Source organism: Vibrio sp. 10N.247.310.24 (assembly GCF_041467175.1).
GTDB classification, from domain to species: Bacteria; Pseudomonadota; Gammaproteobacteria; order Enterobacterales; family Vibrionaceae; genus Vibrio; species Vibrio tasmaniensis_A.
Map to the genome: position 1 here is coordinate 1 of NZ_JBFSUD010000061.1, position 15,154 is coordinate 15,154.

12 protein-coding genes, 2 tRNA genes and 1 pseudogene are annotated in these 15,154 nt (G+C 40.4%); 10 read left to right on the plus strand and 5 right to left on the minus strand.

Going from position 1 to position 15,154, the window contains the following annotated elements:
- Position 1: 1 nt before the first annotated feature.
- Positions 2 to 92: transfer RNA gene (locus tag AB6E08_RS16885), tRNA-Ser, on the plus strand.
- Between the two features lie 429 nt (positions 93 to 521).
- Here AB6E08_RS16885 and AB6E08_RS16890 read toward each other — a convergent pair.
- The 3 genes from AB6E08_RS16890 to AB6E08_RS16900 all read right to left on the minus strand — a co-directional run bounded on the left by AB6E08_RS16890 (position 522) and on the right by AB6E08_RS16900 (position 2,404).
- Positions 522 to 665: a hypothetical protein gene (locus tag AB6E08_RS16890; protein WP_157044877.1), complete on the minus strand. Its 144-nt coding sequence runs from the start codon at positions 663 to 665 to the stop codon at positions 522 to 524.
- A gap of 78 nt (positions 666 to 743) precedes the next feature.
- Positions 744 to 1,928, minus strand: coding sequence for an NnrS family protein (locus tag AB6E08_RS16895; protein ID WP_017101393.1), 1,185 nt, complete (start codon positions 1,926 to 1,928; stop codon positions 744 to 746).
- Between the two features lie 32 nt (positions 1,929 to 1,960).
- Complete coding sequence (locus AB6E08_RS16900) at positions 1,961 to 2,404, minus strand: Rrf2 family transcriptional regulator (protein ID WP_009848694.1); 444 nt, start codon at positions 2,402 to 2,404, stop codon at positions 1,961 to 1,963.
- Between the two features lie 325 nt (positions 2,405 to 2,729).
- Between AB6E08_RS16900 and AB6E08_RS16905 the strand changes: the two genes are divergently transcribed.
- The 3 genes from AB6E08_RS16905 to AB6E08_RS16915 all read left to right on the plus strand — a co-directional run bounded on the left by AB6E08_RS16905 (position 2,730) and on the right by AB6E08_RS16915 (position 5,183).
- Positions 2,730 to 2,820: transfer RNA gene (locus tag AB6E08_RS16905), tRNA-Ser, on the plus strand.
- A gap of 88 nt (positions 2,821 to 2,908) precedes the next feature.
- Entirely contained in the window at positions 2,909 to 4,195 is a 1,287-nt protein-coding gene (locus AB6E08_RS16910; RefSeq protein WP_017099608.1) for a site-specific integrase, read from the plus strand.
- Between the two features lie 421 nt (positions 4,196 to 4,616).
- Entirely contained in the window at positions 4,617 to 5,183 is a 567-nt protein-coding gene (locus tag AB6E08_RS16915) for a hypothetical protein (protein ID WP_372063788.1), read from the plus strand.
- A 70-nt stretch (positions 5,184 to 5,253) separates the two neighbouring features.
- On the opposite strand, the gene AB6E08_RS16920 is transcribed toward AB6E08_RS16915, so the two are convergent.
- Positions 5,254 to 6,660, minus strand: coding sequence for a nucleotide-binding domain-containing protein (locus AB6E08_RS16920; RefSeq protein WP_017101770.1), 1,407 nt, complete (start codon positions 6,658 to 6,660; stop codon positions 5,254 to 5,256).
- Positions 6,661 to 7,646: 986 nt separating this feature from the next.
- Between AB6E08_RS16920 and AB6E08_RS16925 the strand changes: the two genes are divergently transcribed.
- From AB6E08_RS16925 to AB6E08_RS16940, 4 genes are all read left to right on the plus strand, one after another.
- On the plus strand, positions 7,647 to 8,750 hold the full coding sequence (locus tag AB6E08_RS16925) for a site-specific integrase (RefSeq protein WP_017101772.1): 1,104 nt from the start codon (positions 7,647 to 7,649) through the stop codon (positions 8,748 to 8,750).
- Between the two features lie 223 nt (positions 8,751 to 8,973).
- Positions 8,974 to 10,503, plus strand: a complete 1,530-nt coding sequence (locus AB6E08_RS16930) for a hypothetical protein (protein ID WP_372063786.1) — start codon at positions 8,974 to 8,976, stop codon at positions 10,501 to 10,503.
- A 57-nt stretch (positions 10,504 to 10,560) separates the two neighbouring features.
- Complete coding sequence (locus AB6E08_RS16935; protein ID WP_069591843.1) at positions 10,561 to 11,403, plus strand: hypothetical protein; 843 nt, start codon at positions 10,561 to 10,563, stop codon at positions 11,401 to 11,403.
- A gap of 316 nt (positions 11,404 to 11,719) precedes the next feature.
- Complete coding sequence (locus AB6E08_RS16940; protein WP_017100278.1) at positions 11,720 to 13,063, plus strand: P-loop NTPase fold protein; 1,344 nt, start codon at positions 11,720 to 11,722, stop codon at positions 13,061 to 13,063.
- A 221-nt stretch (positions 13,064 to 13,284) separates the two neighbouring features.
- Here the strand turns inward: AB6E08_RS16940 and AB6E08_RS16945 are convergent, their stop codons facing one another.
- A complete protein-coding gene (locus AB6E08_RS16945; protein WP_017099539.1) occupies positions 13,285 to 14,205 on the minus strand; it encodes a histone deacetylase in 921 nt (306 codons plus the stop codon).
- A 111-nt stretch (positions 14,206 to 14,316) separates the two neighbouring features.
- On the opposite strand from AB6E08_RS16945, the gene AB6E08_RS16950 reads away from it, so the two are divergent.
- Both AB6E08_RS16950 and AB6E08_RS16955 read left to right on the plus strand, forming a co-directional pair.
- Positions 14,317 to 14,442 carry a hypothetical protein gene (locus tag AB6E08_RS16950; protein ID WP_258957299.1) on the plus strand — a complete coding sequence of 42 codons (126 nt, stop codon included), beginning with the start codon at positions 14,317 to 14,319 and terminating at the stop codon, positions 14,440 to 14,442.
- A gap of 25 nt (positions 14,443 to 14,467) precedes the next feature.
- A pseudogene (locus AB6E08_RS16955) lies at positions 14,468 to 15,152 on the plus strand (SDR family oxidoreductase).
- The last annotated feature ends 2 nt before the right edge of the window (positions 15,153 to 15,154 follow it).

A 15,154-nucleotide genomic window follows, 5' to 3' on the forward strand; every position in this document is an offset into this window, starting at 1 on the left:
TGGAGGGATGGCTGAGTGGTCGAAAGCACCGGTCTTGAAAACCGGCAACCGTTAATAGCGGTTCTAGGGTTCAAATCCCTATCCCTCCACCACATTTAAGAAAGCCGCTGAGAAATCAGCGGCTTTTTTGCATCTAGCGTAAAGTTAATCGAATCTAAGAGTCAGTTAGTCAACCAGTCAAAGTCCTTAACTATCGGAATCTGACTTAAACCTGTTTATCACGGCAACTTCAAGCCTATTACCGCTCTGTTGTATTTAAACATATAGCATAGGTAACTGACTCTTTACCTTTATAACCTATCGAAATTCGACGTCACTGTTGCAACAAAACATCCCTGCCAATAAACATGTAGACCTACGCCACCAATGCATGACCAAGTAACTTGAAGAATTGGGGGATGTTTATTGGAATAGTGCCCTAGGTTTCTTCAGGTTCTCATTGTGAATACATAACGATAAAAAAATCCAGAGGCTTCATCGAAGTCTCTGGATTTTTAAACTTGGCTTGAGTGCAGATCTAATTAAGCGTTTTCTTGCTTAGTATCTTGCTGCTCTGCTTGTTTTTTTTGTTCAGCTTCATTTGCTTTTTCTTCGTGGTTTGAACCACCACATCCGCCACAACAGCTCATAATTATGCTCTCTTTGATTGTATTTAAGTAACTCATTAAGGTCATAATATTAAAGGTGCATTTTAAATGCAACTTTAATATTAGCCAAATTGGCTGCTTGGTGTCTTGAGGTATTTAAGCCCTTGGTTTTATTAAAATTGGTAAGTACAACACAACGAAACAACTGTACGCGACAACCCACAGAGCACTCGATAAGGTGATGATAGAGACAATATTATTGGTAAAGTATCCACCAAATACTCGAACAATAAAGGCAAAAACAATGGCAATTAACGCCGCAGTCATTATTTTACCAATCGCAATAGCTCGACCTGTATGTCCTAGAGAGACGCGTGAGATCATTGATAAGATCATCACCCCCATTCCACCCACGGTTAAGGCATGAATCGCTTGTGATTGTGTGACCAATGACGAAATGATCGAAACGCCATACAAGACCAATCCTAACGAAATGGCCCAGTAGCTTAAGTGTAAAGACCACACAAGAGGAGTCTTAAAAGCGCCCCATATTTTCCACCTTACCGCCCTAACCGCATTTGCCAGGCCACTGACAATAAACACGCTAGCAACGATATCTTGTGGAACTGGAAGTATCTGAAAGCTCAACACAACGGCGAAAATCGTGCTCACGATGCTCAGCTTTTCAAGCCATGGTAATGCAGGGGTTCGTGGTGTCTGTGTGCCATTCGCGGTAAACATAGGAAAGACTCGTCCACCCATAATGCACATGACTAGAGTCACCAACAGCACCATGCTTGTGCTAGCTTGTGAAATTAAGATTGGCTGCTGAAATAGAACACCATAGTGCATCGCCGCATTGGCAAAAGTCATTAGCAGCAAAATGGGAACGAACAATAGATTTCGCCAAAGTTTCACACTGACAATATTGTGAGCAAGATAAATGACAGCGACAGGCAAAAACAGTAAATCGAGCCCAGCCACCAACCAAGGGCTAAAGGCATTAGGTAGGAACATGGCTATTCTCGCACACAGCCAGATAACCAGAAGTATCATTAACCCGCGTCCGTTAATACTACGGACACCCGTCCAGTTTTGTACGGCCGTCAGTAAAAAGCCAACCACGACAGTAGCTGCAAAGCCAAATAACATTTCATGAATATGCCACCACATTGCTCCGCCATAAACATTCAGAGTTGCGCTACCATTCCAAAACGCGGCCCAACCAACTAGAGCTGCAACGCTAAAAAGTGATGCAAACAAAAAAAACGGTCGAAACGCGAGCTCAAAAAATGCCGTCATTGAAACGCCATTGTTAGGGGGTTGATTTAAATCTTTCATCATCGTAAACCTAGTGAGTAAACAAAACTTACTTAAATAACGTCAACCGCCAAAAGTTGCCCTAGTTTGTAGCTGTGCCCTTCGCCGAGGAGATCTTGCAAGCTATAAGCGTCTAAGCATTTGTAAAAACACTCTTGAGCTTCAGCAAAGATTGTTTTCAATTGGCAATTTGGTGTAATAACACAGCTATTATCTTCGCCAAAACATTCAACCAAGTTACGTTTGTCTTCTAACTCTCGAACTAACGTACCTATGTTGATCTGACTTGGATGGCAACTGAGTTTCAAACCACCATTTTTTCCTCTTGTAGCGATCAGGTGCCCTTTGAGGTTGAGTTGCTGAACGATCTTCATTAAGTGGTTTTTAGAAATACCATAACTGTTAGCAATGTCGCCGATGGTGCTAAGAGATTGGTTGTTGATCGCTAAATAGATCAGAACGCGTAGGGAATAATCAGTGTAACGTGTGATATGCATGTTGGGATATTTCACTCTATAAGATGTATTTATTATGAATCTTATGAGCAATAAAGGCAAGTTAACCTAATGAGGAGTAGTGGCTAAGCACCAAGAAGCTAAGGCTGCGATCTTAATGACGTTTCTCACATCTGTTGTATGAGATCCTATCTCCATCTTCCTTTCTCAAACGAGATCTAATCCTCTAAGTCGAAGCGATCAGAAACATTTTTCGATATATTTTCACTCTGACAATATAAAAACACACAAACTTGTTCATAAAAAAAGCAGTCAGTTAATAAGGGTATTTACAAGCGAATCACACCACTATATTATTCGCGGCGCTGGAGGGATGGCTGAGTGGTCGAAAGCACCGGTCTTGAAAACCGGCAACCGTTAATAGCGGTTCTAGGGTTCAAATCCCTATCCCTCCACCACTTTTAAAATGGACAAAGCCGTTGATTATCAACGGCTTTTTTCATATCTGAAGGGTACTAAGTTAAACCGTAAGGATTGACTGAGACAATGTACCTATTCAAAACTGCCAGCCATAACTACTACACCCGTATTTGCCTACCCAAGAACTGTCGTGATCGTGGGTTTCCTTTCGACCTAAAAATTTCACTACTAACCAAAAATCGTCGAGTTGCCTCATTACGCAATCTAAGTGTTGCGATAGAGCTCAAACAGCTTATTGACAGCATTACAGCTCAGACTCACTTAACAGACTTCAATATTGCTGCAAATAAGCTCATCAATGAGCTTAGATGCAACTTTGACGAAAACGACAGTACTTTTACAACCAAACCCATACCAGTACGCAATACTTCCATGCAGACGCAATCAGTGTCCTTAACACAACAAGCCACATCACTTATTTCCTTGAAATGTGCACTGGTAAAGTTTATCGACTCTAAAAAGCTCCAATCAATCCGACCGCTTACAATTCATCAATTAGAATCACGCATCACGCATTTCATTCAGTTTTCACTAGTAAACAGAGTTGCTGATGTCACGACGGCTCATGCTTTGCAGTACCGTGATGAATTACTGAAAAAAGGTCGAAGCCCTAAAACAGATAAAGAGTACCTTGCCGCCTGTTTCCAGTTCTTTAAATACTGCAAGCTGATGAACTATACAGGGTTCAATGCTTTTGAGGATGTAAAAGTCCAGAAGAAGGCCACTAAGCGCCAAGATGAACAGCGGGATCGTTGGCTATTGAAAGATATGAAGAAGTTTTTCGGTTCACCTCTGTTCAAAGAAAAAGATGAAGAGTTTCAGTGGATTTCAAAAATTCTACCTCTTTCAGGTATGCGCCCTTCTGAAGTTTGCCAACTACAAGCTTCTGATATAAAGCAAGAGAAAGGTATTTACTATTTCTCAATTACAGAAAGCGAAGACGGTAAGCATGTAAAAAATGTTAATAGCATCCGTGAAGTACCTGTCCACGAGAAACTAATAAAAATGGGGTTTCTCGATTTCGTGGCGAGGGTTAAAACTACTAGCAGCAAGCAACTTTTTAGTTATATACCAGATAATCAGTTTAACGATTGGTCTAAATCTTACTGTATCAAAATTGGTAAGTATCAAACTGCTATAGGAATGAAGCCCCGTCAGCGACCTACTGCATACGGATTTAGACATACCTTTATTGATGAGTTGAAGCAATCAGGCATTCCTGAACACGTCACAGCTCAACTCGTCGGCCACGGGAATAACAGTATGACTTACGGACGGTATGGGAAACGATTGCCGATTAGTCAGTTAGCAGAGGTAATTAATAGGGTCAGCTATGCGTTAATAGAAGACTAAAGCTAACATACCAACCTTCCAAACGTGCTGACAACTAGGAAGAAACCCTCCATAGTTGCTTTTCAACTGCATCATCGTGTGCTGTAACGAGCCTCTACCCCTTTGTGTTTTAGCGCGATTACTCAGCAACGGGTCGCGCTACTGAGCTTAAGATACTTATAGTTATGTCTGGCTGTTGAACGGCTCTGTTCGTAACTGGACAAAAATTAATCAACACCCAAAAACATTATGTAAAAGGCTATTTGTTGAGGAGGGTTAAGATTAATGAGAGGATGCCTAAGATAACTACGCTCTAGCTTCTGTGTCATTCGAATATAACAACAGACATGAATCTGTTATGATCGTCATCAAAACGTCATCATACATTTTTTATGTCAGGCGCCTGATATATACATCGGCTAAATCATTCAGGGATATTAACATGGTAGACAAAACACAGATACTCTTTGAGTCATTACGAAGAACAGATAGCTACACTCTGGCCGCTGATCAAAAAGCATCTTTTTGCCTAGCTGCTGCTGTTACATTTTTAGGTATTTATTCAACGTTGTTTTATAGCATTATAACTGATGACAGTGCTGTAATATCAGCAACTTTGACTGTTGCAATTCTAGGATTGGTATTATTACCTTGGATAGTGTTCTTTTATACTATAAAAAGTATATTTTCACCAAACCTGAAGCCATCAGAAAAAGAATCAATCATATCTTTTGCATCAATAGCTTCAAATTGCCCTAATTTAGAGCAGTTTAAGCTCTATTATGAAAGCATAAATATAAACGATGATATGTTTGTAAAGAATATAAATGAAGACCTCCTTGAAAATCATTGGATTTGTTCAGAAATATGCTTTAAGAAGATGAAAAACTTCAAAAAAAGTTTACATTGGTTGTGGGTGGCACTATCAATTTCATTGGTAGGTTTGGCTACTATGGTTTATTTTATTGAGCATCATGAATTTACTAAGTTCTTATCAATCTGTAAATGAAATATGAGGGGAACATTCCCCCTCATTTAATTATTTAATTATTTAATTATTTAATTATTTAATTATTTAATTATTTAATGAAGATGCCAATTATATCGCTATATATAACAACATTTAAATTCGATTTTGGTGATAATGAAACCTCCATAGTGTGCAGTCCCCGATATGCAGTACCTTCTGGAAAATCAAGTACAATTGAACTTTGATACATATCGGTAGGTTTATCTATCTGACGGACTTTGGTATCTGTAAGACCATTTTTTTCTTGAAGCGCTTCTTTACCATGGTTGTTCTTTGTAAACTTCGCATTAAGAGGATATAGCGATGAAAGTGCATTTGGATTTAACACCTCCAACTCAAACTTTAATTGCATATCTTTTTCTAAAAAAGAAGAAACTGATTTATATTCTTCCCAACCATCTGAATCACTCTTCCTGTAGTAGCATTTGAATTTAATATTATCTCGATAGGTTAATCGACTATTTCCAAGAGTTTTCCAATTTAATGGAACTGGTAACAAATCTTGATACATTTCCATTTTTAATAAACGACATCGACGATTTATTGGAGTACCATTTTCGTCGCTCATATTAGGCAATATATATCGTTCCTCAGACTTATCTTTACCTACGGTTTTAATTTCAGAATATCTATCAGGAAAGTCAACATAATCTAAAATGCCTTGCCCCAACATAGCTGTATTCGTTCGCGCTTGAGATTGGGCTTTTGAAGCAAGATCTACTGGTATACCTAGAGCAGTAACTTCCGATGCATCACCATAACCATAATTGGCCCAAACAACCTCTTTATGAGAGCCATAATCTAACCCTACACGAACTCCTAGGTTAACGTCTTTGCCTATAAGTTTGTTTAGTTCTGGGAAAACCGTTTCGGTAAGAATTAGCTTTAACGCTGAAGATGCGTTTAGAGCATTAGCTATCGCATCTTCAGGACAATTGCCTTTCCCACCAAAAAAAGCCATAACAGCATCTCCCATAAGACGATGTGGGTAACCATCTAATGCACGAATCACATCAACGCATGCTTGAAGAATTCGGTTTTTCACCACATATGCATCTTGTAAAGACATTAACAAAGACAGTCTAGAGCTTCTTTTTATGTCTACAAACATTGTAACAATATGATGAAACTCTATTTCATCCGAATCCTTTAAGTGAGCGAAATCTGGATGCGGGCCTACCTTACTTTGGTTTAATCCAACCTTATTAAACCATGGTCGTAAAGCGTCCTGATAGGTGTACTCTTCTGGAGCCGTAAGCTCCCCGCTCGATTCCGCTTTTAAACGACGCGAAACACTAGCGCTCTTATATAAATCAACCGATTCAGATAACTCGTCAAATGACTCTGCTGAGAAATTTTCATTACCTATAATTCTTTTAGAACGTTTGCTTTCTAGCCCGTCTCGGATATCCGAAAAATAACCTTTCGTAATTTCCTCTAAACTTTTTGCTGACACGAATACCTCCAACTAATCATTATGTGTACTTCTCCACGACACTATAACTCACTTTTTATGCATGCGAACAGATAACAATTAATTGCTTATTGATGTAAGTCAAACGAGTTCTAATGCTATAGTCGGATGATAGTTGTGATGTTGACTTTAGCGATAATCACATGTGTCAACATCATATTACTTGGTGAAAGAATACGAAACGATCACGCAAACACGCTAAACAGTGAAGATAAGCCACCCGCTAGTAGAGTTAGCCTCGGAGATTGCATTAACTTATAATATACTCACTAAACTTGAAGGTGCAGACAGGCTTAGTACCAGAAATTTTTCATTAACTCTAGACGTTAAAGAGCCTGCGACCTCTGGAATAGTTACAGTAAAAAATTGGTCAATTGCTTCCTTTGCAGTTGTCAAACAGGTTTGGCAACATAGTTGGAGGTCATCCATACTAAAACTAATACCACCCAACCACAAAGAGCAACAACAGAAACACGTTTCTGTCCAGAGAAGTGTTAGCACGACCACTGCTATCAGGTTTTGTCTCTTTCCTTGTGTAAAACTCAATAGCATTGATTTAGCCTGCGTCGACACACAGCACAAAGTGCATCCGAATTTCTAACTCCCTTGGGAAAAACGTCAGAATAACTCACCCGTTTGGAAATGAAATAGGTCACGTATCTGTAAGCTGATAGTTGGCTTCAAATGTTAGAAAGCATCCAAAAATCAGAATCTCTTTAAATGTTTTTCGGATATCCCCCCTAGATCCGCTCTTATTAGTGATGGTGGATGCAAATCCTATCTATAGCTTTATCCGCCAACTATTTTGAAAAACTTCAAAGAAATAACTTATTGATAAAAAAAGATAAGGCAATTTGTTTACACTAACCTATTAAAAATATTAGTATTTTCATATTGAAACTCGCTTTTTCTACCTATACGCTGTTCTCAAATAGAGAGCAGCAGATAGCTGCCTAAGTGCAATCAACGTGGAAAACAGCAATTCGACATTAGTTAATGTCGTCATAGATAAATTTATTGAAAGCCGTGTACATACCGTAGCTCCTTCAACACTTCGAGTAGACAGAAGTAAAGCTGGAAAGCTCAAAAAGTACTTCAAGAAACGTTTGATAAAAGATGTTAATCATAGTGACATTCACGACTTAATCACTTCATTTCACCGAAAATACAGCAACAAGTCGATCAATGAATTCCTAATTATACTCAGGGCGGTGTTCAAACGTGCAATGCGTGATGGGGTCATAGAGCGTGACCCTATGGACGGAATTGAAAACCTAACCGTCACGAACAAGGAACCAAACCCGCTTAGCAAGTCTGACATTAAGAAGCTGAATGACACTTTGGCAGAATGTTTAAGCGGCAAAAGCGCAGTGCTTTTAAATATACTGACAGGACTTCGTATCAGTGAGTTACTGGCGCTAGCTTGGGATGACGTTAATTGGCAGCGTAAAGAATTATATGTTCGCCGAGCAAAGGTGTTGAATAATTATAAAACACCAAAAACTGCGGGTTCAGTTCGGACGGTAGAACTTAATGAACTGGCGATAACGCTTCTAAAAGAGCAGGTAAAACTGACGGGGTCAAAACGGGTACACACCATCTCAGTGTTACAAGCTGACAGTAAAACATGGATAAAAGATACAGTGCGTTTTGTCTTTTATAACAGTAAAACGAATCTACCGTTCCTGAATGCCAAGCAATTCAACAAAACCTTCTTCACTCCTTTTCTGAAAAATGCTGAAGTTCAGCACCGTGGTGTTGGTCAGTTACGCCATACTTATGCGAGTCAAAATCTTACTGCTGGAATTAGTAAAGACTGGATTGCACGTCAGATGGGGCACACTGGCACAAATATGATAGATAAGCATTATGGTCGCTGGATGCGTTCAGATGCTCCTGACTTTGCCAATGTCGCAGCTAATCATCTTGCCGATGCACTCGGACATTCTGATGTTATACCCGTTGAAGTATCTTCTGAAGTACCATCAGATGTATTAGCGTTGGTGAGTGCTCTGCAAGATAGGCCAGAGCTTAAAGCGCTAATCCAAGGTGTTATCGGAGGTACTTTATGAGTATTCTCCGCCCCGCCATGTGTGGCATTGTCAGGGCCACACATGGCAATATCGTTGCCAAATTTGGCACTAGCCGTGCCAAAGTCGCTCACTTGAAAAGTGAAACGCGACAGCAACCCGCTGCGCTCCCGTCACACTTTTGCTACGCAAAAGATGCACGTGAGCTGCGGGCAAGAGAAGCCTCTCTTGACTCTCTAAGCACCTGGCCTCTGGGGAGGCCAGAATGAACAAAGACATTCGTTATTTTTATCGCAGGTTTAACTTCACATCCCAGTCGGTGAGTCGGCTTAAATGTGAGGCATCGCTCAAGCATTCATTAAGAATGAGAACTACTTTATCCGATTCACAAGCAAAGGCTAAACCGACTAAAAAGCTGGAATGGAATGAAGCGCTATCAGCTAACAATCTTGTCTGGTGTAACGATAGGCTATCACAATTAGATACGTGGTCGGAAGAGACTCGTACAGAGCTGCTGTATCGTATTGCCCCTGTTCCGCGCATCTATAATCAGAAAAAACTTCAAACTCAGCACCGCCAATATCGACTAAAAATGAAAAAGGCGATTTCCAGTGAAACCCAAAAAGGTAATCTCGAAGCCGTTGAATTTCTTCAGACAGTGCTTGATACCGAGGGTCATGTCTCGTATTCAAAGATAGAACGGTTTAGAAAGCTCAACATGCAACGGAAAAAGCAGCGCATAAAAATGCTTGAAACGTATTTGAATGCCCATAATCAGGTTCAACGCCGTGCGCCAACTAATGCTGTCTATTTGCAAGAGGGTATCTTGAAGATTCCACACCGTTGGGAAGTGGGCTCTGATACGGTAAATCTGAAGGAGTATCTTGAGTTTACGCGCAAGTTCCTGACTCATTATTTTCCACAATATCCAATCGAAGCCATTATTGGTCATGATGACGAACGGAGTGTTGAGCAAAATACTGGTTGTCACCCGCATTATTTCCTTTCAGGGCGTAATAGTGAAACAGGCAATTATGATCTTCACAAAAGACAAATTTATGTGGTGAACGAGTATATCCACCGAGTGTACTCGGTGAAAAACTTCTTCCCCGAAAACGGAAAACTTACTCGTGAAGAATCGCAGGATTACGGGCGTTTTTTTCAAAAAATGGTCAAGGATTTTGCGAATAAGCACTTATTTCATGCTAAAGGGCTTAATGTGATATTTGCTCCTGAAACCGAACGGCAATCTGACCGACGCAAAGAGATGAACCGAGAGGCTACCCTTCCGAAATCTGAACGCAGTTATAACTATCATACTCATCAGTTAGAGCTAATTCAGGACAAAATAGAGCTGACCGAGAAGAAGCACGTTAATTTGTTAATTGAGCAGGAAAAAACCGAAAAACACCTGACTAACCTAATAGGTGATACCGTTCAGGAACAAGTCAAGCTGGGTCAATTACAGGTTGAGCGAGATATGATGCAAATAGAGGTGTCAGATCTGAAAGCGGAATCTTCACGACTGAGCACACTTACACAGAACTTAACGCAGGCTCTAGTGCCCAAACTCGTTGATATATTTAGGAAAGTCCTGCTTTCCATCAATGCAAAAGACAAAGGTGTGTTGAAAAAGCAAAGTGAATATCTAGCCTCCGCACTGAACTCAACGTTAGACCTGCCACCTGAGCTATCAGACAAAATCGCTGGTGAAGTTGCCTTGCTGCAAGAGCCTGGTAACCAGTTAACGAACCAGAACGATAACAACCCAGATTTAGAGCACCGTCATAAGTAAGTTAGTTACTCAGTTAACTAACTAACCTAAATAATAACTAAAATATAGGTAAATAACATGGCAAGACCGAAATCGTATACTGATGACGACCTCATAAACATTGCGACCCAACTATCTGTTAAAGGGAAGAAGCCAACTGGCTGGTACATCAAAGAAATCCTCGGTCGGGGAAAAATCTCTTCAATTCAGGCAGACCTAGACCGATTAACTAAAAGCGGAAAAGTTCCCGAAATACCAGAGCCAAACAACGACAAAGACGGCTTAGACTGGCGGTCTTTACGAGCTTATTTTGAACTGCCTGTTGAGATTCAAGAAATGCTGACAAAAAAAGAGCAGGACGTTTGCAAATCACTTCGGGACATGGCTATCGGATTGAATAATAAGGCACAGCATCATTATGAAGCGCTGATGGATGCTCGCGTTAGAGAGTTAGATATTAAATCTGATGCCGCAATAAAAGCTAAAGAGATAGCAGAGGAAGACGTAGAAGCACGTTTACGAAAACAAGTCGAACACAATGAGTTTTATGAAGAGAAAAGCGATGCTTTGGAAGCGGAGCTTACTCATTCAAAGCAAAAAATATCCGAACTGGCGGCTAAATTGTCGAGAATGGAAACGACCCATGCGGAAGTATTGGTAAAGTTGGACTATGCAACGAATGAGCTAAATACACTTAAAATACACCATTCTGCATTGTCAGAACAACATGAAGAAGCGAAAGAACGACTTATTGAAACGGCGACTCAACTACAATCCACACAAGGCTTGTTAAATAAGCGAGATAATCAATTGGATAGGCTCAGAAGTAACAACAGTGAACTTGCAGTTAACCATCGTCTTTTAGAGAAGAATCTTAGCGATTCAGAGAACAAAGTCGCTTTGCTGACTCAGGAAAATTAGCGTCTGGTAGAACAAATAGCAACGCCAATGGAAAGAGCAGACATGCTGCACACTGAGTAGTCAATCACTCGGTGTCATTTCACCAGAATGGTGGCATTCTTAAAATTTCGTCCGCTTTTTAAGAATTCTTAAATCGGTTAAGAATAGCTAAGAACTTTAGTTTTGCGACAACTTAAATTACATATCAACTAAAGTAGTCTTAAGTGATTGTAAATAAAAACTTAATATCAATTGCTCGTTTACCAAAACACTTTGATTATTTGACTTTTTGAAGTGAAAATACTCTATTCACAACAAATGAGCGGTGCATGGTGTTATGACAAGTATTACATTTGAAACAAGAGACGAGTTCCAACGTAGGCCAGTAGCAGAAAAGGTAATTACTTTACTTCAATCTGATATTGATATTTCACCGATGGTCATTGATGGTGGCTGGGGAACTGGAAAAACTGAATTTTGCCAGAAGCTTATCCAACTCATGAAAATTGGAGATACTAGTCACTTAATTTATATCGATGCGTTTCAAGCTGATCATGCAAATGAGCCACTCCTTACTCTCTTAAGTGGAATTATTAAATTGATACCTGAAGGAATACAACGGAAGTCTTTTATTGAGAAGGCTAAGCCTGCTATTCGTTTTGGTGCTAAGGCTGTTGGTAAGGCTTTAGTGGCCCACGCTTTACGCCAAGAGGCTAATGACATTGTGAATGATTTTGACAAAGAAGTTCAAAAAGTAGCAGATAAAGCCCTTGATGCTTCGGTAAACGCACTAATAAAAGACCATGTTCAATCCAACCAAAATTTAAACTCACTTCAAACGGCACTTGAAGAATTAGGTTCTAGCAAGCCGATTATTATCTTTATCGACGAGCTTGACCGATGTCGCCCTGACTTTGCAGTAAGTATGCTAGAGGTAATTAAGCATACTTTTAACGTCCCAAGTCTAAAGTTTGTTTTAGTTACTAACACGCAGCAGCTAAGGGCTGCTATTAATAATAGCTATGGCGATGAAGTGGATGCCAATCGATATTTAGATAAGTTTTTGAAGTTTAGGTTTACTCTTCCAGAGATAGTACCCTCAGTACATGCCGAACTAACTCTTGCTTCAGTAAATCATTACCAACGATTAGTCCGTTCTAGCCAAACGTTAGATAACACAGAACTTTGGCAACACAGTGACTTTAATTTGGTGCGGCAGTATATCCGAACAAACAACACCTCTCTAAGGGAAGTTGAAACTCTAGTTCGACATATTGAAATCTATCATCAACTATCGAATCGTGAAGCATTAAGCACCAATAAAAATTTCAGTTACAGACTCTTAAGACTTTTTGGGGTTTTGGTTTTTACTTTTCATAACGATGTTGCAGATCATATTCTAAGACATAAAGCCGATGCCGCTGTTTTAACTGCGTTATTAGGAGAAAGAGGAATCGTACAATTGCGTCCAGAAGACTCCCATTACCCTGAACATCATCAGGTTTTACTTGCAATGATAGGAACCGAATGCCTGCACAACTCATCAATTTATGATGCAGATGAGGGTTACTCGGAAAGTCAATGGGCAAGTATTATCCAAGACTACTTCCGTGGGGTGGGTAAACCACATAATTGTTTAGATGTAACTAAACAAGCGATTAATTTATTGAGTTTATCATGACTTTGGCTTGAACTACCTCATTAAAAAGCGTAATGTCAATTGACGTACTAGATTGATAACCAATGCTTAGCTACCACTTCAAAGGTTATTGATAATAAACGGAAAAGTTTAATTTTTTGTTGCGAGCGTTGGGTTCAAATCCCTATCCCTCCACCACATTAAAGAAAGCCGCTGAGAAATCAGCGGCTTTTTTGTATCTGGAGATCACACAAGCTCACCACTCAACTGCTGACAGTAAATGCGGCCTTCAATAACTGCATGTGAATCGGCACCAGATCTTGATGTTCAGTTCGATATCCGCCACCGACTACACACGCCATTGGAATAGACTCTGATTTCGCTAATTCAATCATGAAACAGTCGCGTTCAAATATCCCTTTTGTCGAAACATTCAAATAACCCAGTTCATCGTCTTGATGGATGTCGATCCCCGCGTCATAAATAATGAGATCAGGTTGGTGATGCGCAATCGCCAACTTGGTGACTTGTTCAAAACAACGTAAGAACTCTTCATCTTCTGTTTCACGACTTAATGGCACATCTAAATCAGATAACGGTTTACGCGCAGGAAAATTTTTGTCGCAGTGGAATGACAAAGTAATAATCTCATCGCTCTCTTGGCAAAGTGTCGCTGTACCATCGCCATGGTGAACATCACTGTCGACGATCAGCACTTTATCTATATGCTCAAAGGTTAATGCGTGCTTGGCCGCCAAGACCAGATCATTCAACAAACAGAAGCCACTGCCAAAATCTCGGTGCGCATGATGATAGCCACCGCTGAGATGAATCGCTAAACCACTCTCGATGGCCATTTCAGCGGCCAAGCAGGTTCCACCACTTGAATAGAGTGTCCTTTCTATAAGCTGTTCACTCCACGGAAAGCCGATACGTCTCATTTTTGCTGCTGGCAAATTTCCAGAAACTAGCAAATCGACATATTCACCATCGTGTACCTGCTTTACTTGTTCTACCGAAACAGGCATTGGCTGGAACATTTCGAATGCATTACCCCATTTTGGATCGCTATCCATGTGGTGCGTCACAGCACTGTGCAACAGTTGATATTTATTGATTGGATAACGATGCCCTTCTGGTAAAGGCAACTGAGAATAAATTGGATGGTAAATTAAAGGAGTCATAGATCGGGCGTATTACGTATCAATCTCAAAATCATAACAGTCTAAGACTTGGCGACAACCTTAATTGATGATAATGGTTATCATTACCTTTAATTAATTCCAGAGACAACAATGAAAAACGTAATACTCATCTGTGGTGTGATCTGTGGTTCGATGGCTGCAGTAATGATTTTTGTAGGTATGCTAATAGCCAGTTGGTGGAGCGTTGATTTTCTCGTGTTAAGCCATCAAACTTAACTAATTGAACTGAAAAGGAATCACCATGAGCGTTATTTTTATTACTGGAGCAAATCGCGGCATTGGCTTAAGCCTGACTCAACAATACTTGGAAGGTAGCCACAAGGTGTACGCGACTTATCGTGATGCCAATTCAGCAAAAGAACTGCTCTCTCGCAGACCACAACAGCAATCTGACCTGCATTCAATTAGAGATAACCGATTACCAAGCAGTGAGCCACCTCACTTCGCAAATAGAGTCGATTGATATCTTGATCAACAACGCTGGCTACTATGGTCCTAAAGGTTATGGTCTGGGTAATACCGATGTCGAAGAGTGGCGCCGTGTATTCGAAGTCAACACCATTGCGCCATTGAAGCTTGTCGAGACTCTATTACCTCTTATAGAAAGTAGTGACGTCAAAAAGATCGCCTGCCTGTCTTCTAGAGTCGGTAGCATGTCCGAGAACACCTCAGGAGGCGGCTACATCTATCGCTCCTCCAAAGCCGCTCTAAACTCCGTTGTGAAGAGCTTAAGTAACGACTTAACCGATAACGGCGTTACGGTGTTAGCTCTGCATCCTGGTTGGGTACAGACCGAAATGGGCGGCCCTAATGCTCTGATCGACACCGACACTTCAGCTTCCGGCCTTATTAAAGTCATCGAGTCAGCGAATACTGAAGTAAGTGGTCACTTCTTCAATTTCGATGGCAGCGAAATAGACTGGTAGCC